Annotated in this window: 21 protein-coding genes; 7 read left to right on the top strand and 14 right to left on the bottom strand. The window is 70.0% G+C overall.

Annotated elements, in window-relative coordinates; translation table 11 throughout:
• Positions 1-21: 21 nt before the first annotated feature.
• A complete protein-coding gene (locus LSF15_RS05995) occupies positions 22-603 on the top strand; it encodes a YdeI/OmpD-associated family protein (RefSeq protein ID WP_232497622.1) in 582 nt (193 codons plus the stop codon).
• Positions 604-637: 34 nt separating this feature from the next.
• Here the strand turns inward: LSF15_RS05995 and LSF15_RS06000 are convergent, their stop codons facing one another.
• The 4 genes from LSF15_RS06000 to LSF15_RS06015 form a co-directional block, all read right to left on the bottom strand.
• Positions 638-2,062, bottom strand: coding sequence for a DUF2252 domain-containing protein (locus LSF15_RS06000; RefSeq protein WP_232497623.1), 1,425 nt, complete (start codon positions 2,060-2,062; stop codon positions 638-640).
• On the bottom strand, positions 2,059-3,711 hold the full coding sequence (locus LSF15_RS06005; RefSeq protein WP_232497624.1) for an MFS transporter: 1,653 nt from the start codon (positions 3,709-3,711) through the stop codon (positions 2,059-2,061). Before LSF15_RS06005 ends, LSF15_RS06000 begins: the two co-directional genes overlap by 4 nt.
• Positions 3,712-3,847: 136 nt before the next feature.
• Positions 3,848-5,185 carry a serine hydrolase domain-containing protein gene (locus LSF15_RS06010; protein ID WP_232497625.1) on the bottom strand — a complete coding sequence of 446 codons (1,338 nt, stop codon included), beginning with the start codon at positions 5,183-5,185 and terminating at the stop codon, positions 3,848-3,850.
• A gap of 60 nt (positions 5,186-5,245) precedes the next feature.
• Positions 5,246-6,553: an ATP-dependent DNA helicase gene (locus LSF15_RS06015; protein ID WP_232497626.1), complete on the bottom strand. Its 1,308-nt coding sequence runs from the start codon at positions 6,551-6,553 to the stop codon at positions 5,246-5,248.
• A gap of 215 nt (positions 6,554-6,768) precedes the next feature.
• On the opposite strand from LSF15_RS06015, the gene LSF15_RS06020 reads away from it, so the two are divergent.
• Entirely contained in the window at positions 6,769-7,815 is a 1,047-nt protein-coding gene (locus LSF15_RS06020) for a hypothetical protein (RefSeq protein WP_232497627.1), read from the top strand.
• A 127-nt stretch (positions 7,816-7,942) separates the two neighbouring features.
• On the opposite strand, the gene LSF15_RS06025 is transcribed toward LSF15_RS06020, so the two are convergent.
• The 10 genes from LSF15_RS06025 to LSF15_RS06070 all read right to left on the bottom strand — a co-directional run bounded on the left by LSF15_RS06025 (position 7,943) and on the right by LSF15_RS06070 (position 17,110).
• Entirely contained in the window at positions 7,943-9,907 is a 1,965-nt protein-coding gene (locus LSF15_RS06025; protein WP_232497628.1) for a bifunctional copper resistance protein CopD/cytochrome c oxidase assembly protein, read from the bottom strand.
• Positions 9,908-10,022: 115 nt separating this feature from the next.
• Entirely contained in the window at positions 10,023-10,307 is a 285-nt protein-coding gene (locus LSF15_RS06030; protein ID WP_231045430.1) for an HU family DNA-binding protein, read from the bottom strand.
• A gap of 259 nt (positions 10,308-10,566) precedes the next feature.
• Positions 10,567-10,872, bottom strand: a complete 306-nt coding sequence (gene rpsN, locus LSF15_RS06035) for a 30S ribosomal protein S14 (RefSeq protein ID WP_232497629.1) — start codon at positions 10,870-10,872, stop codon at positions 10,567-10,569.
• A 3-nt stretch (positions 10,873-10,875) separates the two neighbouring features.
• The gene (gene rpmG, locus LSF15_RS06040) at positions 10,876-11,043 is read right to left on the bottom strand and encodes a 50S ribosomal protein L33 (protein ID WP_022892462.1); all 168 of its coding nucleotides are present in this window, start codon (positions 11,041-11,043) and stop codon (positions 10,876-10,878) included.
• Positions 11,043-11,279 (bottom strand): 50S ribosomal protein L28, encoded by a 237-nt coding sequence (gene rpmB / locus LSF15_RS06045; RefSeq protein ID WP_232497630.1) that lies wholly within the window; start codon positions 11,277-11,279, stop codon positions 11,043-11,045. Before rpmB ends, rpmG begins: the two co-directional genes overlap by 1 nt.
• A 337-nt stretch (positions 11,280-11,616) precedes the next feature.
• On the bottom strand, positions 11,617-12,285 hold the full coding sequence (locus tag LSF15_RS06050; RefSeq protein WP_232497631.1) for a YrhK family protein: 669 nt from the start codon (positions 12,283-12,285) through the stop codon (positions 11,617-11,619).
• A gap of 7 nt (positions 12,286-12,292) precedes the next feature.
• Positions 12,293-13,663, bottom strand: a complete 1,371-nt coding sequence (gad, locus tag LSF15_RS06055; RefSeq protein WP_232497632.1) for a glutamate decarboxylase — start codon at positions 13,661-13,663, stop codon at positions 12,293-12,295.
• A gap of 224 nt (positions 13,664-13,887) precedes the next feature.
• Positions 13,888-14,778 carry a glycine betaine ABC transporter substrate-binding protein gene (locus LSF15_RS06060; RefSeq protein ID WP_232497633.1) on the bottom strand — a complete coding sequence of 297 codons (891 nt, stop codon included), beginning with the start codon at positions 14,776-14,778 and terminating at the stop codon, positions 13,888-13,890.
• Between the two features lie 89 nt (positions 14,779-14,867).
• Positions 14,868-15,779, bottom strand: coding sequence for an ABC transporter permease (locus LSF15_RS06065; RefSeq protein WP_232497634.1), 912 nt, complete (start codon positions 15,777-15,779; stop codon positions 14,868-14,870).
• The gene (locus tag LSF15_RS06070; RefSeq protein ID WP_232497635.1) at positions 15,776-17,110 is read right to left on the bottom strand and encodes a quaternary amine ABC transporter ATP-binding protein; all 1,335 of its coding nucleotides are present in this window, start codon (positions 17,108-17,110) and stop codon (positions 15,776-15,778) included. The genes LSF15_RS06065 and LSF15_RS06070 overlap by 4 nt, the downstream gene beginning before the upstream one ends.
• A gap of 547 nt (positions 17,111-17,657) precedes the next feature.
• Here LSF15_RS06070 and LSF15_RS06075 point away from each other — a divergent pair.
• The 5 genes from LSF15_RS06075 to LSF15_RS06095 are packed head-to-tail and all read left to right on the top strand — an operon-like array spanning position 17,658 to position 22,528.
• The gene (locus tag LSF15_RS06075; protein WP_232497636.1) at positions 17,658-18,794 is read left to right on the top strand and encodes a polyprenyl synthetase family protein; all 1,137 of its coding nucleotides are present in this window, start codon (positions 17,658-17,660) and stop codon (positions 18,792-18,794) included.
• A gap of 29 nt (positions 18,795-18,823) precedes the next feature.
• Positions 18,824-20,074: an inositol-3-phosphate synthase gene (locus tag LSF15_RS06080; RefSeq protein ID WP_232497637.1), complete on the top strand. Its 1,251-nt coding sequence runs from the start codon at positions 18,824-18,826 to the stop codon at positions 20,072-20,074.
• Complete coding sequence (locus tag LSF15_RS06085; protein WP_232497638.1) at positions 20,071-20,997, top strand: SCO3242 family prenyltransferase; 927 nt, start codon at positions 20,071-20,073, stop codon at positions 20,995-20,997. Before LSF15_RS06080 ends, LSF15_RS06085 begins: the two co-directional genes overlap by 4 nt.
• Positions 20,994-21,884 carry a sugar phosphate isomerase/epimerase family protein gene (locus LSF15_RS06090; protein ID WP_232497639.1) on the top strand — a complete coding sequence of 297 codons (891 nt, stop codon included), beginning with the start codon at positions 20,994-20,996 and terminating at the stop codon, positions 21,882-21,884. Before LSF15_RS06085 ends, LSF15_RS06090 begins: the two co-directional genes overlap by 4 nt.
• On the top strand, positions 21,881-22,528 hold the full coding sequence (locus LSF15_RS06095; protein WP_232497640.1) for an EboA domain-containing protein: 648 nt from the start codon (positions 21,881-21,883) through the stop codon (positions 22,526-22,528). Before LSF15_RS06090 ends, LSF15_RS06095 begins: the two co-directional genes overlap by 4 nt.

Consider the following 22,528-nt stretch of genomic DNA (forward strand, 5'->3'; position numbering starts at 1 on the left):
GCCGACCGGTAGCATGCGTGGATGGTCGATCGCGACGCCGCCGAACGTCTCCACGTCGAGTCACGCGCGCAGTGGCGCGCCTGGCTCGCCGACAATCATGCCGCGAGCCCCGGAGTCTGGCTCGTCGTGTGGAAGAACACCACGGGCCGGCCGCGCCCGACCTATGACGAGCAGGTGCTCGAGGCGCTCGCCTTCGGGTGGATCGACGGGCAGGCGAAGTCGGTCGACGACGAGCGCACGATGATGTGGTTCACGCGCCGCACGCCCAAGAGTCCGTGGTCGGCGTCGAACAAGCAACGCGTCGAACGACTCGAGGCCGACGGGCTCATGCACCCCGCGGGCACGGCTGCCATCGATGCCGCGAAGGCCAACGGCATGTGGAACGTGTTCGACGACGCCGAGCGGCTCATCGAGCCCGCCGAGCTCGCGATCCTGCTCGACGTCGACCCGGCCGCGCGCGCGAACTGGAACGCCTACCCGCCGTCGGTACGCCGCTCGGCGCTGTCGTGGGTCGCGCTCGCCGCCCGCGACGACACGAAGTCGCAGCGCATCGCGGCGATCGTGCGCGACGCGTCGGCGGGTCAGCGGCCCGGCCCTCGCTGACTCGAGAGCTCGGCGGGGTCCGGCCCTCGGCGGCTCAGACGGTCGACGCCGCCTCGAGCCGGCCCGAGGCAACCGCATCGGCGAACGCCGCGTAGTCCCGTTCGTTCTGGTCGGCGTAGTCGGACGCGAACTCGGCGATCGCCGTGTCGAACCGGTCGCTGCGACCGAGGTACGCGGCGATCGCCACACGGTCGCCCGCGCGAGCGTGGGCCCTGGCGAGCACGCCGCCGCAGAGTTCCGCATAGAACCTCGCCCCGGTGACGTCGAAGTTGTCCACATCGGCAGCGCCCTTCCAGTCGTGCAGCTGCCGCAGGTAGAAGTCGCGCTCGAGTCCGTCGAACCCGGTGACCCGCTGCCAGCCGAGGAAGATGTCGCTCGCCGCCTGCATGAGCCGTTGACCGTTGACCACGCGCTCACCGTGGTTGTCGAACTCGCTCGCCGGCAGGAATCGTTCGAGCACCGACGCCTCGGCCTGCTTCGCCTGCAGCAGCAGTGGATCGCCGTCGTCGCGGCCGCGCAGCAGCACGATCCACGCGCGGGTGCCCACGCTGCCGACACCGACGACCTTGCGCGCCATGTGCACGTACTCGAACTCCTCCATCGGGTGGCGGGGCAGACGCAGCGTGGACTGGTACGAGCGAAGCAACTGCTTCATCTGGGCGACGTCGTCCTCGCGGGTGCGACCCGCCGGGTGCAGGTCGTCGAGCGGCACGATCAACGGGGGATCGGCCGCGATGCGCATCTCGCCGTCGACCACCTCGACGAGTTTCGCGACGGCGCGCATGCTGTCGCGCGTGCGCGCCTTCTCGATGACGGCAGTCGTGCTCTTCAGCTGCCTGCGCTCGATGCGCTTCGCCTTGCGCTCGGCCTCGACCGAGGCCATGAACCGCTCTGCTTCGATGCGGTCGTACCAGGCGTCGAGCACGTTCGAACCCGCGGCCGTGAGCATGATCTCGCGATAGCCGCGGACGACCGCGAGGTTCACCGCACGCCGGTCGCCGCGGGAAGCGCCGAAGTTGCGCGAGGCGACCTCGAAGCTCGCCGCGAGCCGCTTGACGTCCCATTCCCAGGGGCCGGGCAGGGTCTCGTCGAAGTCGTTGATGTCGAACACCAGCCGGCGCTCGGGGGTGCCGAAGACGCCGAAGTTCGACAGGTGCGCGTCACCGCAGATCTGCGTGGTGATGCCCGACACCGGCGTGCTCGCGAGATCGGCGGCCATGAGCAGCGCGGCACCCCGGTAGAAGGTGAACGGCGAGACCAGCATGCGCGCGTGCCGAATCGGCACGAGCTCGGGCACGCGCGTCGTCGCCTGCTCCTCGAGCAGGGCGACGGGGTCGAAGCGATCGGCCGGCGGGGTCCATCCGGCATGGCTCGATCGCGGCGTGCGCCGCCTGGCCTCCCGGCCGTACTCGGCACGTGCGCTGAAATCGGTCGGCGATGGGAGCGGTTGCGGGTTCATGAGTTCTCCTTCGTCGGCGAAGCGGGAGCATCGGCACGTTCGTCGGGCCCCTCCCCGGGTGCTCGGCCGAACACCGCAGTGGGGATGCCGCGCGAGAAGAACAACGACGCCAGCGCGATCACGATGAGGGCGACGAGCGACACGCGCAACGACTCGATCTGCGATTCGGCGTAGACGCGCTCGAGCTCAGCGGCCTCGGCGTCGTCGAGGCCGGCCTCAGTCGCAAGCTCGGGAACGGATGCCGCGGGCACGATGGACACGCCGCCCTGCGTCGCCTCGGCCACCACCGCCTGCGTCTCTTCGGGGAGCGAGCTCGTGGCCACCCCGCCGGCGAACGACGTCGCGAGCGCCCCGATCAGCACCGACCCGATGAGGGCGGTCCCGAGCGACGAACCGAGGTTCTGGAACACCCCCTGCAGGCCCCCGACCTCGCTCGACTGCTCCTCGCCGACGCTCGACATGTTCACGTTGCCGATCTGCGAGGCCAGCAGCCCGAGCGCGGCGCCGGCGGCGAACATGCCCGCACCGAACGCCAGGCTCTTCAGCTCGAGGTCGACGGCGCCGAGCAGCAGCCCCGACGCGAACACGAGGATCACCTGCCCGACCCGGATGATGCGACGCGGCGACCAGAGCAACGAGAGACGCGTGCCGAGGATCGAGAACAGGATCAGCCCGATCGACAGCGGGAAGATCCGGATCCCGGTCTGCAGCGCATCGAGGCCGAGGGTCATCTGCAGGTAGACGGGCATCATGAAGAACAGGCCCGCGGTCATCGCGTACTGCGCGAGCAGCACCGTGAGCCCGCTGCGCAGTCGCAGGATGTGGAACAGGGTGATGTCGACGAGCGGCGGGCGGCCCGCGGCGGCCAGGTGCCGTTGCCTGGCCACGAAGGCCCAGATGAGCGCCGACCCGGCGAGAATGAACCACGTCGTCGGAGACACGCCGAGCGGGGCGATCTCCATGCCGCCGACGATCGGGGGCTGCAGCGGGATGACCCAGCCCCACGTCTTGCTCTGCAGCATGCCGAACACGACGAAGACGAGCCCGGCCGCCGAGAGCAGCACGCTCAGCACGTCGATCCGCGACGGTCGGGCACCCGTTCGATCCTCGATGCGTCGAGCGAACAGCACGACGCCCGCCATGATGACGACCTCGGCGACGAACACGTACCGCCAGCTCAGGTAGGTCGTCATGAATCCGCCGATGAGCGGTCCTGCCGCGACCGCCGCGCCGGATGCCGCGCCGATGATCGCGTAGGCGCTCACCCGGGCGTGCCCGTCGTAGTTGTCGGCGATGAGCGCAGCGATCGCCGGGATCACGAGCACCGCACCCAAGCCCTCGATGATCGACCAGCCGAGGAAGAGCACGGCGACGTTCGGGCTCAGCGCCGTCGTGAGCGAGCCGACGGCGTAGACGATCGACCCGATCACGAACGCCCGGCGCCGCCCCCAGACATCCCCGAGCTTCGCGCCGAGCAGCATCAGGGCCGCCATCGTCAGCGTGTAGAACGTGATCGCAGCCTGCATCGCGTCGACCGACGTATCGAGGTCCTCGACCACGGTGGAGATCGACACGTTCATGACGGTGCCGTCGAGCACCATCACGAACTGCGCGCTGCCGAGGATCGCGATGACCGGCCAGTTCTTCATCTCGACCCCGTTCCGCCGCATCCCCATGCGGCACCCCCGACGCCGGACGAACGTCTACGGTGATGTTCCCACCGATGGTGCCGCTGCGGGAAGAGGGACGCCGGGCTCCGCTGGGACTCGGGCAGCGGAGCGCGCGTCAGCCCTCGGCGGGCGGCGCGGGCGTCTCGGTCGGCGTCTCCTCCGGAGCATCCGTCACGGTGGGGCACAGGCCGAGTTCCGTCATCTTCGCCGACGCCTGCTCGAACGACCACGGCAGCTCGACGAGCGGCCGCTGGCGTTCGCCCGCCGCGGCGGCCTTCGAGCCGAGCGACGCGAGGGCGAAGGCGGTCTCACGCACGAAGTCGGCGCCCGAGGTGGAATTGTTGAGCGCCACCACGACGGTCAGCCCGGTCTCGGGATCGGTGAACGCCGCCGTCAGCGCTCCGGGCGATTCGCCGAATCCGCCGCGCAGCGGGCCGTACTCGGCGCCGCCGATGCCGAACTTCTGCCATGGGGGCGCGGAACCGCCGAGCGGTATCGTCGTCCACTGCGCGCGCGCGTGGTGCTCGCCGAGCAGCGACCCCGTCGCGAAGGCCTCGCTCAGTTTGCGCACGTCGTCGAGGCTCGACACCGCGCCGGCCGCGACGCCGCCCATCGAACTCGACTGCGCCGAGTCGTCGAGCACGGCTTCGCACACGGGCTTGCCGTCGGCCGCGATGCTCGCGGCGTACGCCCCGAGCACGCCGTCGACGCGGGTGGTGCTCGGACCCGGCAGTGCCGTGTCGTCGAGGCCGAGCGGATCGGCGATGTACTGCGTCACCAGCTCGTTCCAGGTGCGGCCGGTGGCCTCTTCGAGGGCGAGCCCGAGCAGCAGGATGCCGGTGCGCGAGTACGACCACTTCTGACCCGGGGTTCCGGTGCGGTTGTTGGCGAGGCCGGTCGCGAGCAGTTCGTTGGGCGACCAGACGCGCTCGGGGTTGGCGATGAAATGCGGCTCGAGTCCGGGGTAGTAGTCGGCGAGACCCGACGTGTGACGGCAGAGCTGCTCGAGTGTGATGTCATCGAGCCCGGCCACCCGGTCGACGTAGTCGGTCACGGGGTCGTCGAGCGCGACGGTTCCGGCCTCGACGAGACGAAGGAAGACCGTGCAGGTCAGCTCGGCCGTGAGCGGGCCCAGGCGGAAACGGCTGTCGGTCGACACCGGTCGCGCCCCCTCGCCGAGACTGACGGATCCCGAGGCCGCCGACCACGAGCCCGCCCACGGCGCCCAGACCCCGGCGACCCCGCCGCTGGATCCGCTGAGCGCGATCGCCTGGTCGAGCACGCCCTCGAGCGACGTCACGAGCGCTGCGTCGAACGCGCCCTCGACGGGATCGAACTGCTGCGCCGGATCGACGGGACCCCCGGTGCAGCCCGTCAGCGTGAGCGCGGCCGCGGTCGCGAAAGCGGCGATCGCCGCTCGCCATCGCCGCTTGCCCCCATACCGGTCACCCACCAAGCCCCCTTAGCCGTGTGTCCGTTGGAATTGTAACCCGGGCAGGCGAAGCGGCCCCGATCAGTCGCCCGCGGGCCCGATCTCGCGGATGGCGCCCGACATGAACCGCTCGACGTTGCGGTCGACGATGATGTCGTTCGGCCGCAGCGGCCGCGAGAGGTAGAGGCCGTCGAGCGCGGTGAGCCGGCTCAGGGCGACGTAGGTCTGGCCGGGGCTGAACACCCGCGAACCGAGGTCGACGATCGCGGTCTCATAGCTCGCGCCCTGCGACTTGTGGATGGTGACGGCCCACGCGAGCCGCAGCGGGAACTGGGTGAACTCGGCGACGATCTCGCGCTCGAGCTTCTTGCGCACCGGATCCCACGAGTACTTGAACTTCTCCCAGGTGACCGGCTCGACCTCGTGCTCGTCGCCGTCGATGTCGACCTTCACCTCGCGCTCGAGCGATGTGATCGTGCCGATCGTGCCGTTCACCCAGCGCTGGGCGTCGTGCCCGATCGCGGTGTCGTTGCGCAGGAACATCACCTGGGCACCGACCTTGAGCTCGAGTCGCTCGTCGGCCGGGAACGCACGCCCGCCGAAGTCTCCGTTGACCTCGGCCTCGTTCGCCTGCGAGGTGCCGGGCAGCCGGTGCAACTGGGTCGCATTGATGCGATTGACGGTGTCGTTGCGCGTCGCGAGGGTGATGGCCCCCTGCTCGGGCAGCGGTCGCCGCGCCCCCACGCCGTTGAGCACGCCGGCGATCTCGGCTGTCACCCGGCCGTGACGCACGGCGTTCAGCATGAGCTTGAACTCGTCGTCGTGCTGGCGGTGCACCTCGCCGAGCTCGAAGATCTTGAGGTCGGCGTCGCGCCACACCTTCGCGTCGAAGAACCACATCGAGTCGTACGTGTCGGCGAAGTAGGCGCGTTCGTCGCCGTCGCCGGGCACCGGGGCGAGCTGGTACGGATCACCGAACAGCACGACCTGGGCGCCGCCGAACGGCTCGAACGGCCGCTGGCGGGCCTGCCGCAGCGACCGGTCCATCGCGTCCATGAGGTCGGCGTTCACCATCGATACCTCGTCGATCACGAGGGTGTCCATGGCGTTCAGGATCTTGCGCACGGTGTCGTTCTGATCGATGTCGTGGTCGGCGATGACGCCGATCGGCAGGCGGAACAGCGAGTGGATGGTCTGCCCGCCGACGTTGAGGGCCGCGACCCCGGTGGGCGCGCAGATCACGATCTGCTTCTGCGTGTGCCAGTTCAGGTGGTTCAGCAGCGTCGACTTGCCGGTGCCGGCGCGACCCGTGACGAACACATGCTCGCGGGTGCCCTCGATCGCCTGGAACACCGCAGCCTGTTCGCGGGTGAGGGTCACGTTCTGCACGGGGAGTCTTTCGATGAGGCGAGCGGATGTCGCAGCCGGTGCCGCGCGTCGATGCCGGCCGTGGGCACCGCGCCGTCGCCGAGGGTGCGCGCTCCCACTGTAACCGCGTGCGACGGCGCCGTCGGCGAGGGGGCCGAATCTGTGCACCGCCGGCGAACGGGGGCCGTTGTGGATATCCTCAGGTTGTCCTGAACCCCACCCATAGACTTGGCCGGGTGGGGAATTCAGAGGTGCGCCGGGGGCGGGTCTCCGCCATGGCCATCATCGGCTGGGCGGGCCTGGCCATGCTCGTCGTCGGAGCGTTCCTCGCGGCGCTCGGCGGGCTGAACGCCACCATCTACGGCGCCTCGAGCTTCGTCGAGCGCTACCTCGAGGCGATCGCCGACGACGACATCGCGGGTGCCGCGTCGACTCCGGGTGTCGCCCTCGACGAGGCCGAGCTCGAGGCATTGGGCCTGCCGGCCGACCTCTCCACCGCCATGCTGCGCTCGGGCGTCGTCGCCGCCGGCCCGCAAGACGTGCGCATCGTGAGCGACATCGCCAACCCCGACGGAAGCCACTCGGTCACGGCGAGCTACCGGCTCGACGACGAGATCGCCGAGTCGACGTTCCGGGTGCACCCGATCGAGCCGCTCTACGGCGTGCTCCACCGGTGGGAGTTCGACGAAAGCCCCATCGCGGTCATCCACGTGACGGCAGCCCACAATCCGCTCTTCACGGTGGGCGAGCTGACCCTCGACACGCGCGCGACCAAGACCGGCGAAGAGCTCGAAGCGTTCAGCCACACGGCGCCGTACCTCGCGATCGCCCCAGCGTCGTACACCTTCGAGTACGACTCCACCCTGCTCGAGGCGGCGCCCGTGTCGGTGCTGGCGGGCGCGGCCGAGCGGGTGCCGGTCACGGTCGACGCCCAGCCCACCGCCGCATTCGTCGAACGCGTGCAGCTCCAGGTCGACGAATACCTCGCGGCGTGCGCCGAGCAGCAGGTCCTCCAGCCCGCCGGGTGCCCGTTCGGCATCGAGGTCGACGACCGCGTCACGAGCACGCCGCAGTGGTCGATCCTCAGCACCCCGCAGGTCACGCTCACCCCGAGCGACACCTCGTTCGACATGCCGCCGACCGAGGGTGTCGCGCACATCTCGGTCGAGGCGCAAGACCTCTTCGACGGCCGCTTCTACACGCTCGAGGAGGACCGGCCGTTCACCCTCGCCCTCGCGGCGTCGATCAACCCCGACGGCTCCATCGCGATCCAGCTGAAGTAGCGCGCCGGCTCGAGTGGGGTGAAGAGGGAGCGCAGCGCGCGTGGGTCGAGGAGGCGCGCCAGCGCCGTCTCGAGACCACCGCCTCGAAACCCGCGTTCGCTCGGCATCGGGCCGGGCGCTCCTCGACCTACGATCTGCGGTCGTGCTCGGCGATGGCGGCGAGGCGCGCGTTGTACTCCTCGAGGTCGGCGTCGCCCGTGCGGTCGGCGTGACGGTCGAGGCGCTTCGACTCCTTCTCGTCGCTGCGTGCCCACTGCACCGCGACGGTGATGGCGAGCGCCACAGTGGGGATCTCGCCGACCGACCAGGCGATGCCTCCACCGAGCTGCTGGTCGACGAGCGCGTCGGTGCCCCAGCCCATCGCGCCGTACCAGTCGGCGAGGAACAGCCCCGTGCCGCTCATGATCGCGAGCCCGAAGAACGCGTGGAACGCCATGGTGCCGAGCAGCAGCAGCAAACGGAACGGGTACGGCAGGCGGTAGGGCACCGGGTCGATGCCGATGAGCGACTGCACGAACAGGTAGCCGGTGATGAGGAAGTGCGTGACCATCCACTCGTGGCCGATGTGGTCGAGCATCGACCAACGGAACAGCGGCGTGTAGTAGAACACCCAGAGCGAGCCGGCGAACAGCACCGCGGCGACGATCGGGTTCGCGATGAAGCCCGCGAACTTCGAGTGCACGGCGAGCAGGATCCACTCGCGACCGCCCCGGCTGCCGTCTTTGCGCGGTCGGATGGCCCGTGCCGCGAGTGTCACCGGAGCACCGGGTACGAGCAGCACCGGCACCGCCATGGTCAGCGCCATGTGGCCGAGCATGTGCGCCGAGAAGAGGTACTGCTCGTACACGTTGACGCCACCGCTCGTGACGTAGGCGAGCAGCAGCAGGCCGGCCACCCACAGCACGGCGCGGTACACGGGCCAGTGGTCGCCGCGCCTGCGCAACCGCAGCACCCCGGCGATGTAGAAGAAGATGCCGAACCCGCACGCGACGATCCACAGGAGATCGGGCTTCCACTCGGTGAAGAACCGGAAGTAGTCGGGCCACGGCGGCAGCGGCTCACCGGTGAGGATCTCTGCGGGCGTGCGTGCGAGCGATCCGGCCGCTTCGGTGACGGGCGTCGCGGTGCGGGCGAGCGCGGCGGCGACGCCCGATGCCAGACCCATGAAGACGAGCTCGCCGACGACGAGCCACCAGAACGGGCCTGCACCCGCACCACGGGTCATCCGCCCGATCAGGAACCGACGCTGCACCGCGCCGAAGCAACCCAGCGCGATGAGGGCCGCGACCTTGACGAGGACGAGGCCGCCGTATGGAGACGCGAGCTCGTCGAGCGTGCCGATGCGAAGCGCCGCACTCGCGTAGCCCGACAGCGCCACGACGATGAAGCAGACGAGCGCGACCGTCGAGTACCGAGTGAGCACGACCACCAACCGCTCGGTGCCGAGCGCACGCGTCAGCAGCACGATCGTGAGCAGCCCGCCGAGCCAGGCGGCCGCGAACACGAGGTGCAGCCCCAGCGCCGAGATCGCGGCGTTGTGGCCCGCAGCGCCCGCCGCGTGGCCCTGCTGCGCCATGGGCACGAGCGAGGCGACGGCGAGCGCCGTCACGAACACGAGCGCGGTGTGGTTGCGCACGGCGAAGCACAGCACCGTCACGGCGGCGGCGACGAGGGTGGTCGTCAGCCACGCCTGGCCGAGCTCGATCGTCGTGACGAACTGGCCGAGCTTCTGCCCGAAGTCGTCGCTCAGGTCGAACGGCACGGCCGTGACCAGCAGGAAGGTGAAGAACGCGGTCGCCGCACTCGCGACGGTCATCACCGCGGCCGACGCCGCGGCGACATCGAGGGCGAGGTCGAACTCGCGGCGCTTCGGGCTGAGCGCCCACATCGCGAGCACGAGCGCGCCGATCATTCCGGCCGCGGAGAGGTTCGTGAGGAGCTTCGCGATCGGCACCCCGTAGCGGGTGATCGGGCCGGGGTCCTGAATCAGCTGCGCATCAGCGCCGCCGCCGAACGCGAGCGCGGCGAACGTCGCGACGAGCGCGACGATGGTGAGCACGGCGGGGCCGAGCACGCGGACTGAGCGGGGCACTGAACCAGCCTAGACGGCCCGATCTGCGGGGCGCGCCCAGCGCCCTTCACCCCACGTCGAGAGACGACGAAGGGGCGCGCGGCTCACGCCGCACGCCCCCTCTGAAAGGCCCTGCCTACTTGGCTGCGGCCTTGAGCTTCGAACCCGCCGAGACCTTGACCGAGTAGCCGGCCGGGATCTCGATGGTGGCTCCGGTCTGCGGGTTGCGGCCGGTGCGCGCAGCGCGGTGCGTGCGCTCGACGGCGAGCCAGCCGGGGATGGAGACCTTGGTTCCCGAGCCGACGGACTCGGCCAGCGCCTCGAACAGGCCGTTGAGCACGCCGTCGACGGTGGCCTGGCTCTGGCCGGTCGACGAAGCGATCTTCGCGACGAGCTCGGACTTGTTCAGCGTGTCAGCCATTGAATGTCCTCCTCAGGACTTCCGCTGTGAAAAGTACAGCAACTTGAATGGAGTGGGAACGATCATTCGAACGCCCCCGTGGCCGTCAGGCCGCCTCGAATGTAACAGAGATCCCCGGAATCTCGCGGATTTCCGGCCCTTTTCCGTACCTTTGCACGGCGTGTCGCCGGGCGGGCGTCGGCCGGAGCCGATGACCGGATGCCCCGGGACGACGAAAGGGGCGCCCCTGACGGGACGCCCCTTTCGGTGAAGCTACTGCTTACCAGCTCGACTTGGTGATGCCGGGCAGCTCGCCACGGTGGGCCATGTCGCGGAAGCGGACGCGCGAGACGCCGAACTTCGTGAGCATGCCACGGGGGCGGCCGTCGATGGCGTCACGCGAACGCACGCGAACCGGCGATGCGTTGCGGGGAAGCTTCTGCAGGCCGATGCGAGCGGCCTCGCGAGTCTCGTCGGTGCCGTTCGGGTCGACGAGCGCCTTCTTCAGCTCGAGGCGCTTCGCCGCGTAGCGCTCGACGATCACCTTGCGCTGCTCGTTGCGCGCGATCTTGCTCTTCTTCGCCATGTCTTAGCGCTCCTCTCGGAAGTCGACGTGCTTGCGCACTACAGGGTCGTACTTCTTGAGCACGAGACGGTCGGGGTTGTTGCGGCGGTTCTTGCGGGTCACGTAGGTGTACCCGGTGCCTGCCGTCGACCGAAGCTTGATGATCGGCCGGATGTCCTGTGCCTTCGCCATTAGAGCTTCACCCCACGTGCCTGCATGTCCTTGACCACTGCTTCGATGCCGCGGGCGTCGATCACCTTGATGCCCTTGGCGGACACGTTGATGGTGATGCTACGACGCAGCGACGGCACGTAATAGGTCTTCTTCTGCACGTTCGGGTCGAAGCGGCGCTTCGTCCGGCGGTGCGAGTGCGAGATGTTGTGTCCGAAGCCGGGAACGGCTCCGGTCACCTGGCACACTGCTGCCATTGGTCTTTCCTCCAATACCGAGGGGCGGATGCCCCTCCCAAGGTCTCTTGTCTGCTGACGATCCCGCGCGAACGCCCGCGATTGCTCGCGGATTCATGAGGGATTGTCGACGGTCTGGGCAGTGGAAGTACCCAGCCAACGAGCCAGCTTACCAGAGGCCCGGTCACGAGCCGAATCGATCGGATGTTCCGTCGCGGCGTTCCACGCGGCCCCGCCTCACTCCCGAATGCAGGAACTCTTCGGGGGCACGCCGGCGTCTCGTCGACCCTACGCGGCGTGTCGTGCAGTTCTTCCTGTGCTGGCTTCCGAGACGCTCCGGGACATACGCTCGCCCTGTTCACGCCTCCGCGTCGATCGTGCGACGCGACAGCAGCGCCGCGACGAGGAAGCAGATCGCTCCGAGCAGCGTGCCGAGGTTCGCCCAGAACATGCTCAGCAGGGTGTCGGTCTCGGGCACGACATAGGCACCCACGGCCGAGGCGCCGAACGCGATGGAGCCGAGCAGGTTCAGCCAGGTGCCGTGCCATGTTCGCGCGTCGGTGTCCCAGAGGCGCGCGCGATCCTTCGTCGCGACGACCGCGAGCGCGCTCGAGACGAGGAACGCGACCGATCCCCACGCATCGGGTCGCCAGCCGGCGCCGACGCGGGTCGGGTCGGCGATCGCCGCGAGGAGCGCGACGAGCGTGCTCACGTTGAAGCAGAGGGTGCCGAAGAACTGGATCGCCGCAGCCCACCAGTCGGCCCGATCGGCGCGGTTCGTGTCATTACGCGGGGGTCGCCGTCCGCTCAGGCTCAGCTGGATGAACGCGGCGGCGGTGAAGAAGATCGACCCGGCGAAGAACGTGATGTTCGTGCCGACGACCCCGGCCCATTCGGCGTAGAACGGCACCGCGCCCACGAGGAAGCAGAGCGATCCGACGGCGAATCCCCACGCTTCACGGCGCAGCCGCCGCCGTCGCCCGGCGCGCCCCGCGGAGGCACTCGTCGCCGCGGCATCCGTGCTCATGATCGGCTCAGTGGTGGAACCCGGGCCGCTGCCCTTCGGTCGGCATCGGCGAGCTCAGCCCGTCGAGCCACGCCGTCTCGGCGCGGATGTCGTCGAGCAACTCGTCGGCGAGGTCGCGGCTCAGGCCGTTGCGCACCACGATGCGCTGCACCGTGAGATCGCTCATGTCGTCGGGCATCGGATACGCCGGGACGAGCCAGCCCTTCATGCGCAGGCGATCCGAGAGGTGGTAGAGGTTCCACTTGTCGGTGTAGCCCGGCTTCAGCCGCCACGCGAACACGGGGATGTCGGATCCATCGCTCCACAGGTCGAAGGCGCCCATCTCGGAGATCCCCTTCGAGAGGTACATGGCGACGTCCTGGCACTCCTGCTGGATGGCCGTGTAGCCCTCGCGTCCGAGGCGCAGGAACTGGTAGTACTGCAGGAGCACCTGGGAGCCCGGCCGCGAGAAGTTGAGCGCGAGGGTGGGCATGTCGCCGCCGAGGTAGCTGACGCGGAAGATGAGCTCGTCGGGCAGCGCATCGAGCGTGCGCCAGACGACCCACCCGACGCCGGGGTACACGAGCCCGTACTTGTGGCCCGACGTGCTGATCGAGTGCACGCGCGGAAGGCGGAAGTCCCACTCGACCTCGGGCTGCAGGAACGGTGCGATCATCGCCCCCGACGCGCCGTCGACGTGGATCGGCACGTCGAGGCCCGTCTTCTCCTGGAGCGCGTCGAGCGCCGCGGCGATCTCCTGAACGGGCTCGTACCTGCCCGTGTACGTGACACCCATGATCGCGACGACGCCGATCGTGTTCTCGTCGACGTACTGCTCGAGCTGGCTGCCGTCGAGTGAGGGGTGCTCGTCGGTGACCGGCACGTACCGGGGCTCGACCTCGAAGTAGTTGCAGAACTTCTCCCAGCAGACCTGCACCGCCGAGCTCATGATGAGGTTGGGCTTGTCGGTCGGCTTGCCCGCTGCCCGGCGGGCCAGCTGCCAGCGGCGCTTGAACGCGAGGCCGCCCAGCATGCACGCCTCGGACGACCCGATCGTCGAGGTGCCGATCGATGCCTTCACGTCGGGCACGTTCCAGAGCGAGGCGAGGATGCGCCAGCAGTTCTCCTCGATCGCCGCCGTGCGCGGGTACTCGTCCTTGTCGATCATGTTCTTGTCGTACGTCTCGGCGAACAGCCGGTCGGCCTCGTCACCCATCCACGTCGCGACGAAGGTCGCGAGGTTGAGGCGTGCGTTGCCGTCGAGCATGGTCTCGTCGTGCACGATCTGGCGAGCGGTGCCCGGATCCATCTCGGAGTCGGGAATGGTGAAGCGCGGCGCGGGACCGCGCTCCGCGGCTCGAGTGTAGGTCGGGGCGAGAACGTTCGGATCATGGGTCATGGTGCGCTCCTCCGGTCAGGTCGGTCGACCGGACCCGCGCGCGGGTCGCCTGAAGGGCCGCCGACCTGGAGCAGGCACCGGGCCCCCGGCCGGTCACCGTCTACGCGCCAGACACTACGCCACGCCGACATGCCCCCGATACCCCGAATCGGGGGCCATCGGATGCGAACGGCGGATGTCGCGTGCAGCACGCTGCACGCGACATCCGCCGAATCCAACCCGGGTCAGGAGGTCAGCGAGTCGACCCACTCCTGGTTCTCCGAGATCCACTGCTCGACGACGGGACCATAGTCGTCGGCGTCGCTCTCGTTGAACATCGCGTTCTCGAGCGAGAACAACAGGTCGCTGTCCATGCGGAAGTCCTGCAGCCAGCCACTGAGCGTCGGGAAGTCCTCCTCGAAGCTCTTGCCGCCGAACGCGTGGATGCCCTCGGCATCGCCGAGCATGCCCTCGGGGTCCTCCAGGTCCTTCAGCGGGAACGCGTCGTACGCCCAGTGCGGCCGCCACAGTGTCACGGCGATGTTCTCGCCCGCGTCGGTCGCGGCTGTCAGCTCGGCGAGCATCGCGGGGGTCGACGAGGTGAGGTACTCCATGTCGTCGAGGCCGTAGGCGGGGATCACGTCTTCAGTGGTCACCCGGTTGAGGCCCGAGCCGGGCTCGATGCCGACGAGGCGGTTGTCGAACGCGTCGGCGTTCGCGGCGAGCTCGGCGAGCGAGTCGATGGGGGCATCCTCGTTCACGGCGATCGTGAGCTTCGCGTCCTCGTTCCAGGCGCCGAGGTCGACGAGGTCGTCGCCGTACTGCTCGATGTAGTCCTGGTGGGTGGTCGGAAGCCAGGTGTCGAGCGTCACGTCGTAGTCGTCGGTCGTGAGACCTGAGTACACGGGCGCGACGTCGGCGTACTCGAGCTCGACGTCGTACCCCTCCTCGGTGAGGATCGCCTTCCAGAGCTCGCTCGCGGCGATGCCCTCGTCCCAGCCGTTGAACACGGCGATCGTGACGTCCTTGCGGTCGCCATTCTCGAGCGATCCGCTGCCGGCGTCCGCCGAACAGCCGACGAGCAGGAGAGCGGATGTCGCGGCGAGGGCCGCGGCTCCGGTGGTGCGCTTCTTCATGGTGTTTCCTTTCCTCCCGTGTGCTGTGGCACGGGTGTTGGGGAGCGCCGCGCATTCGCGCGCGACGGGTCTTCGGTCGGTTGCGCCGGTCAGGCCGGCACGGACGACGGCGCGGCGACGGGATCGGCCGGCGCGGGGACATCCGTCGATCGCTCGCGGGTGGATCGCGACGTTCGCCGCCGGGCGCCGAGCGCGCCCGTGATGCGGTCGAGGATGATCGCGAGGATCACCACCGAGAGGCCGGCCTCGAACCCCAGGCCGACGTCGATGCGCGTGAGCGACTGCACGACCTCGCCGCCGAGGCCGCCGGCTCCGACCATGCCCGCGATGACGACCATCGACAGCGAGAGCATGATGACCTGGTTGACGCCCGCCATGATCGACGGCATCGCGAGCGGCAGCTGCACCTGGCGCAGGATGCGCCACGGCGAGGATCCGAACGCATGACCCGCCTCGACGACCTCGCGGTCGACGCCGCGGATGCCGAGCTCGGTGAGCCGCACGCCGGGCGCCATCGCGAACACGATCGTGGCGACGATGCCCGGCACGACACCCACCCGGAACAGGATGAGCGCCGGGATCAGGTAGACGAACGCCGGCATCGTCTGCATGAAGTCGAGGATCGGGCGGATGATCTTCGAGGCGACGTCCGAGCGTGCAGCGAGCACGCCGATCGGGATCGCGATCACGATGGCGATGGCGCTCGCGACGAGCACGAGGGCGAGGGAATCCATGGCGTTGTCCCACTGGCCGACCCCCACGATCACGAGCAGGCCGACGACGATGCCGACCGCGAGCCTCCAGCCGCGCGCCGCGTATCCGAGCACCGCGATCACGACGATGATCGCCCAGAACGGCGGGGCTGCGAGCACCAGGTCGACGAGGTCGTAGAGCCCCGCGAAGACGGCCCGCACGACGGCGAAGAATCCGCCGAGCACCTCGGTGATCACGGCGATGACGGCCTCGGCGGCCTCGCCGAGGGGAAGACGGAAGTCGTTCATGCGGGACTCCTCTCAGCGGCATCCGATCGGACGGCGTCGGCGACCTCGGCGGCGACCTGCATCGCGGCGGTGCGATGCAGGGTCTCGGTGATGACATCGACCGGGATCGTGGCCGGCGTCTCGACGGCGGCCGGCTCGCCGGTGTCGGTGCTCACGTTGCCGAGCGCGGCGAGCAGCGTCACGCGGGGCACCGCGCCAAGCAGCCGACCGTCGTCGTCGACGACCGCGAGGGGCAACTGGCTCTCGACGGCGCTCTCGAAGAGCTCCGAGAGGTGCTCCCCCGCTCGGACGACGGGGTGGTCGTCGCTGATGACGCGGTCGAGCGACCGCTCCCCGCGCTGGACGAGTCGCAGCACGTCACGATCGTGCGCGACGCCGAGCAGCCGCCTGCCCGCACCGACGACGAACACCATCGAGGTCTGCAGGTCGCGCATCGTGCGCAACGCGGCGCGAGGACCGGCCGAGGCCACGACGACGGCGCGGGGCGCCTCCATCACGTTGCCGGCCGTCAGGACCCGGGCGCGGTCCACGTCACGCACGAACTGGGCGACGTAGTCGTCCGCGGGTTCGGTCAGGATCTCCTCGGCGGTGCCGAGCTGCACGATGCGGCCGTCGCGCATGACCGCGATGCGATCGCCGAGGTACATCGCCTCGTTGAGGTCGTGGGTGATGAACACGATGGTCTTGCCGAGTTCGTGCTGCAGCTCGACCAGCTGCTCCTGCATCTCGCGTCGGATCAGGGGATCGAGCGCCGAGAACGCCTCGTCCATGAGCAGGATGTCGGTGTCTGCGGCAAGGGCGCGCGCGAGGCCGACCCGCTGTTGCATGCCGCCCGAGAGCTCGGCCGGCATCTTGTCGCCCCAACCGCCGAGACCGACGCGGTCGAGGATGCGTTCGGCACGCTCGCGACGCTCGGCCGACGCGACGCCCTGGATCTCGAGGCCGTAGGCGGCGTTCTCGAGAACGGTGCGATGCGGCAGGAGGGCGAAGTGCTGGAACACCATCGACACGTGGCGTCGTCGGATCTGACGCAACCGCTTGGCCGGGATGCCGGCGATCTGCTCTCCCATCACCGTGACACCGCCGTCGGTCGCCTCGAGCAGGCCGTTCAGCATGCGGATGAGGGTCGACTTGCCCGAGCCCGAAAGGCCCATGACAACGAAGATCTCACCCTGCCTCACCGTGAAGTCTGCGTCGATGACGGCCGCGGTGCCGAGCGGGGCGAGCTCGTCGCGGGTCGCGCCCGAGCGCAGTTGCTCGAGGGCTTCGCGCGGCTTGCGGCCGAAGAACTTGGTGAGGTGGTGCACCTCGAGGGCTGGAGTGTCGATCATCGGATGGGGCTCCCGGAGGCGCGCCGAAGCGCGCGTCGAAGCGCGCGGAATCGGATTCGGGGTCGGCGAACGCCTGGGTCACGGCCGGGTTGACGGTGCATCGGGAGGCACTCTCAAGCCGGCGGCGAGGTGCTGTGCACCGGCGAGAACGGAACTCCATCGGGTCCGGCCATTGGGGCTGGACGCCACACCGCCGAACCATACGTTTCGGAATTCCTGAGTGGGGAATATCGGAGCGCGGACTGGGCGATTCGGTCTTGCAGGACCGCCACCCACCGTATCGAGGTTCTCAGGGAACCCCAAACCGAGGGTCGGAAATTCACCGGTGGCCGGACATTCCTGCGATCTGGCCCGCATGGCGCGCGGCGTGGCGTGGCTTCCACCGAAGAGAACCGTAAGAGTGGGGTCTTGCGCCCTACTTACGTCGGCGATAGCGTGACTTTCATCGCATCCGGCGGCAGAAGGATGAGTCAGCCTCGAATCCGAGGCCACGAGCGCTTCAAGTTTCTGCACCGGTCGCCCCAGTCACCGTCGACGAAGGAGCACCATGAAGCCAGTACCGGCGATCTCCGTGGTCACGGAGTCTGCTCCGTCGGCGTATGCGCTGCATGAGGCGGCCGGCGTTGGGCTGGCGTCGCTGGTGGAGGAGTTCGCGGTGCATGTGCCGGTGGCGACGTCGGCGTTGTGGCAGCGTGTGCGTGCCCGGTGTGCTGATGTCGGGCCGGCGGTGTCGCGGCTGATCGATGATGCCGAGGCGTCGGATGGTGGTAAGCACATGCGTCCGCGGTTGGTCGCGGCGGCGTTCCTGGGTATGGGGGGCGTTGATCGGCGGTTGCTTGCCGAGGTTGCGGGTGCGCAGCAGTTGCTGCATTTGGGGTTGTGCCTGCATGACGACCTGATCGACGGGGATCGGGTGCGGCACGGGGTGCCGAACCTGATCGGGCGTTCGCATGATGCGGCACTCGCGGCGGGTGCGGGTGGGGTTGCGGCTGAGCGTCAGGCGCTTGCCGCGGGTCTGCTCGCGGGCGATCTCACGCTGAACGCGGCGCTGCTCGCGCTGCTCGATGTGCCGGCGTCGCTGGCGGTGCGGCACCGGCTCGCGGTCGAGGCGACGACCGAGCTCGAGCGCACGATCGCGGGGGAGTTGCTCGATGTGCAGTCCGAGACGATCACGCCCGACCGGGCGGCGCCGTTGCATGTCGCGGAGTTGAAGACCGCGGCGTACAGCGTGGTGCTGCCGTTGCGTCTGGGTGCGGTCGCGGCCGGCTGCGAGTCCGAGGCGATCCTGCGTTGTCTCACCCAGGTGGGGGTGGCGCTGGGTATCGCGTATCAGCTCGCCGATGATGATCTGGGCCTGTTCGGGGTGACCGAGGCGACGGGTAAGTCGGTGCTCTCGGATGTGCGGCAGGGTAAGCGCACCGAGCACATCCGGATCGCGTACCAACGGGCCGGGTTCGCCGATCGGGCGACGCTCGACGGGGTGCTCGGGCGGCCGGACGCGACCGACGCGGATGCCGACCTGGTGCGTGAGATCGTGCGGCGCACCGGTGCACGCGAGTCGGTGACGCGCACGATCGACGAGTACATGAGCCGCGGCATCCGACTGGCCGATACGGCGCTGCCCGACCCGCTGGCCACCTACCTGGCCGACCTGGCCCGCTCGATGCGGGGACGACGGCGATGAACGACACCACTTGGAGGAACGACGTGACCATGCTCGACACACCAACCCAAGCCCAGGCTCCTGGCCGCCCAGCCGATGACCGTGTCGGGATCTGGCTGGTGGGCGGGCGGGGCTCGATCGGCACGACCGTCGCGGTCGGGTTGCACGTGATCGCGAACGAGCTCGCGGCGCCGACCGGGTGCACCACCGCGGGCGACGCGTTCGTCGGGGTGCCGTTGCCGCGGTTCGCGGACCTGGTGCTCGGCGGGCACGACATCAGCGCGACGCCGCTGGTCCGGCGGGCGGGGCAGCTGGCCGATTCGGGCATGATCCCGCCGCGCCTGGTGGCCGCAGCCCAGGCCGGTCTCGAGCAGGCCGACCGTGAGATCCGGCCCGGCTACGACCCGGCCACCCACGAGGGCGCGCAGGCCGACGCGGTGCACCGGCTCGCGGCGGACATCACCGGGTTCCGGGCGCGGCACGGGCTGCGCACGGTCGTGGTCGTGGATGTCGCGTCGACCGAGGCGATTCCCGAGGATCGTCCCGAGTTCCACGACCCCGACCTGCTGACGCAGGTGCTCGCCGACCCCGACGGCGTGCTGCTGCCGGCGAGTGTGATCACGGCGCTCGCGGCGATCGAGTCGGGCAGCGGGTATGCGTGCTTCACCCCGTCGGCCGCGATGACGCTGCCCTCGGTCCGGGCCCTCGCCGATGCGCGTGGGATCGTGTTCGCGGGGCAGGATGGGAAGACCGGGGAGACCCTGCTGCGTACCGCGATCGCGCCGATGTTCGTGGCCCGCGGCATGCACGTGCACTCCTGGGCCGGTGCGAACCTGCTCGGCGGTGGCGACGGGGCGACCCTGGCCGACCCTGAGGCGGTGCGCAGCAAGCTCGCGTCGAAGACGCGTGGGCTGCGCAGCCTGGTCGGTGAGCACGTGGTCGCGCCGCTGCATATCGACAACGTGCCCGACCTGGGCGATATCAAGACCGCGTGGGACCACATCCACGCCGAGGGCTTCCTCGGCTCCCGGATCACGATGCAGACCATCTGGTCCGCGTACGACTCGATGCTCGCGGCACCGCTGATCCTCGACCTCGCCCGCCTGCTTGCGCTGGCCGAGCGTGCCGGCGTGCGCGGTGTGGTGCCCGAGCTCGGGTTCTTCTTCAAGGACCCGTGGGGCAGCGACGTGCACGACTTCTCCCAGCAGACCACCGAACTGCACGCCTGGGCGCACGCCACCGCCGCCCGCGTCGCCGCGACGACGACGACCTCCGGGCAGTCTGAGGCGTTCGGGCGATGACGACCGCCGGCGACGTCCTCGAGCTGGTGCGCGCGCCCGCCGCGCTCACCGTGCTCGGCGACACCATCGCGGGCGGCCACGCCGGCGGCGCCCGGTTCACCGCCCGGCAATGGCTGCTGCCGCTCGCATCCGTGTTCCTGTACAGCGGCGGGATGGCCCTCAACGACTACGCCGACCGCGACCTCGACGCCATCGAACGCCCCGAACGGCCGATCCCCTCCGGGCGGGTGTCGTCACGCCGGGCGCTCGGCATCGCCACGACCCTGATGGCGGTCGGTGTCGGACTCGCCGCCGTCGGCGGCGGACGTCGCTCGCTCCGGGTCGCGGCACCCCTGGTCGGCGCGATCGTGCTGTACAACACGGTCGCGAAGGACACGACGGCCGGGCCCGTGTCGATGGCCGCGTGCCGCGGCCTGGACGTGCTCATGGGCGGCGGCGGCGGCCGGGCCGCGCTGCCGGCCGCCGCGACGGTCGCGCTGCACACCGCCGGCGTCACCGCCACGTCGCGGGGCGAGGTGCACGGCGGCACGGTCGGCACGGCGCGCGCCGGCCTCACGATCACCGGCGCGACCGCTGTGGCCGCACTCATCGGCGGGCCCGCCGCGGGGGCGACGACGAATGACGCAGCGAGCCGTCCGAGCCGTCCGGAGACGCGCACGACCCGGGTGCTCGCCGGGATCGGTGCCGCGGCGGCGGCCGTGGCCTATCTCGCCACGGCCCTCCCCAGCCAGCTGAAGAGCCTCGAGAACCCCTCGGCGAGCAACGCACGCACCGCGACGCGGGCCGGGATCGGGGCGATGGTGCCGTTGCAGGCGACCCTCACCGCCCGCTCCGGGGCGCTGGCCCCCGCGGTGCTGCTGGGCGGGGTCGACGTCGCCCGCCGCGCGCTGTCGGCGCGGCGCGCGCGAGGTGATGTCACATGAGCGACACCCTGGCGTCGGCGATCGACGCGCTCTGGCATCCGCTGCCCGGCGCCGGGTTCACGCTCGGGTACGGCACCAACGGGTTCGCCGACCACCCCCTCGACCGTGCCCTCGAGGTGCTCGAGGTGACCGGCTACGGCGCGATCGCGCTCACGTTGGGGCATCCGCATCTCGACCCGTTCACCGGTGACGCCGACGCGCAGGCCGCCCGCCTGCGCGTGCGGCTCGACGAAATGGGTTGGCGGGTCGTCGTCGAGACCGGCACCCGGTACCTGCTCGATCCGTTCGTCAAGCACCGGCCGACCCTGGTCGACGTGGACGCGGAATCGCGGATGGTGTTCCTGCGCCGCGCGATCGACCTGGCCGTGGTGCTGCGCGCGGACTGCGTCTCGCTGTGGTCGGGCGTCGTGCCCGACCACATGTCACGTGCCGAGGCGTGGCGGCTGCTGGTCGGTCGGATGCGCGAGATCGTCGCGTACGCCGACGCGTCCGGCGTGGTGCTCGGGTTCGAGCCCGAGCCGGGGATGCTCGTCGAGACCGTCGCCGACGCGCTGACCCTGCGCGACGAGCTCGGTTCGCCCGACGCGCTCGGGATCACGGTCGACCTGGGGCACTGCGTCGCGGTCGAGCCCGGCGGGGTCGTCGGCGCGCTACGGGCCGCGGGCGACCTGCTCGTGAACGTGCAGGTCGACGACATGCTGCCCGGCGTGCACGAACACCTCGAACTCGGCTCCGGCCGCCTCGACCTGGCCGCGGCGCTCACCACCCTGCATGAGATCGTATACCACGGTGTCGCGGCGGTCGAACTGCCCCGCCACTCACACGACGCGCCGGGCACCGCGGCACGCAGCATGCGTGCCCTGCGCACAGCTTGGGAGAAACGATGACCCACCCCTGGACGACCACCGCCGTCACCGAGATCACCGCGGAACCGGCACGCATCGCCGTGCTGTTCCCTACCGCCGGACGCACCGTCGGCCGCGACCCGGTCGACCCGGCTGGCGACCCGCTCGGGCTCCGGCACGGCACCGCCGACGACCTCGCCCGCGAGCAACTCGTGGCGGCGCTGCTCGCCGCGGCGCCCGCCGACACCGCCGCGGCCAGCCTCAGTGAGCTCTACCGGTACGGCGACGACGCCGAACGACGCGGCGTGCTGCGCGGCCTGAACGCCGCACCCGACCAGCAGCAGCCCATTGTGAGCATCGGGCTCGAGCTGGTCGCGGACGCGCTGCGCACCAACGACACCAGGCTCGTGGCGGCGGCGCTCGGCGACTTCGCCGGCGCCCACCTCGACGATCATGCCTGGCGGCACGGGGTGCTGAAGGCACTGTTCATGGGCATCCCCGTCGACGTGGTCGCCCGGCTCGACGAGCGGGCCGACGACGAGCTCGCGCGGATGGCCGCCGGGCTGATCGCCGAGCGCCGCGCTGCCGGCCGGGAGATCAACGCCGACATGCGCCGCGTCGCGTCGGGCGCCTCGACGGCCGCCACCGCTTCCTCCACCACCACGACCCCGACGCCGGGAGGCTGA

Source organism: Agromyces humatus (genome assembly GCF_021228295.1).
GTDB classification, from domain to species: Bacteria; Actinomycetota; Actinomycetes; order Actinomycetales; family Microbacteriaceae; genus Agromyces; species Agromyces humatus.

Coding starts and splice junctions, on each gene's coding strand:
- LSF15_RS05995 (WP_232497622.1), top strand. CDS start 22: ATGGTCGATCGCGACGCCGCCGAACGTCTCCACGTCGAGTCACGCGCG.
- LSF15_RS06000 (WP_232497623.1), bottom strand. CDS start 2,062: ATGAACCCGCAACCGCTCCCATCGCCGACCGATTTCAGCGCACGTGCC.
- LSF15_RS06005 (WP_232497624.1), bottom strand. CDS start 3,711: ATGAAGAACTGGCCGGTCATCGCGATCCTCGGCAGCGCGCAGTTCGTG.
- LSF15_RS06030 (WP_231045430.1), bottom strand. CDS start 10,307: ATGGCTGACACGCTGAACAAGTCCGAGCTCGTCGCGAAGATCGCTTCG.
- rpsN (WP_232497629.1), bottom strand. CDS start 10,872: ATGGCGAAGAAGAGCAAGATCGCGCGCAACGAGCAGCGCAAGGTGATC.
- rpmG (WP_022892462.1), bottom strand. CDS start 11,043: ATGGCGAAGGCACAGGACATCCGGCCGATCATCAAGCTTCGGTCGACG.
- rpmB (WP_232497630.1), bottom strand. CDS start 11,279: ATGGCAGCAGTGTGCCAGGTGACCGGAGCCGTTCCCGGCTTCGGACAC.
- LSF15_RS06050 (WP_232497631.1), bottom strand. CDS start 12,285: ATGAGCACGGATGCCGCGGCGACGAGTGCCTCCGCGGGGCGCGCCGGG.
- gad (WP_232497632.1), bottom strand. CDS start 13,663: ATGACCCATGATCCGAACGTTCTCGCCCCGACCTACACTCGAGCCGCG.
- LSF15_RS06060 (WP_232497633.1), bottom strand. CDS start 14,778: ATGAAGAAGCGCACCACCGGAGCCGCGGCCCTCGCCGCGACATCCGCT.
- LSF15_RS06065 (WP_232497634.1), bottom strand. CDS start 15,779: ATGAACGACTTCCGTCTTCCCCTCGGCGAGGCCGCCGAGGCCGTCATC.
- LSF15_RS06070 (WP_232497635.1), bottom strand. CDS start 17,110: ATGATCGACACTCCAGCCCTCGAGGTGCACCACCTCACCAAGTTCTTC.
- LSF15_RS06075 (WP_232497636.1), top strand. CDS start 17,658: ATGAAGCCAGTACCGGCGATCTCCGTGGTCACGGAGTCTGCTCCGTCG.
- LSF15_RS06080 (WP_232497637.1), top strand. CDS start 18,824: ATGCTCGACACACCAACCCAAGCCCAGGCTCCTGGCCGCCCAGCCGAT.
- LSF15_RS06085 (WP_232497638.1), top strand. CDS start 20,071: ATGACGACCGCCGGCGACGTCCTCGAGCTGGTGCGCGCGCCCGCCGCG.
- LSF15_RS06090 (WP_232497639.1), top strand. CDS start 20,994: ATGAGCGACACCCTGGCGTCGGCGATCGACGCGCTCTGGCATCCGCTG.
- LSF15_RS06095 (WP_232497640.1), top strand. CDS start 21,881: ATGACCCACCCCTGGACGACCACCGCCGTCACCGAGATCACCGCGGAA.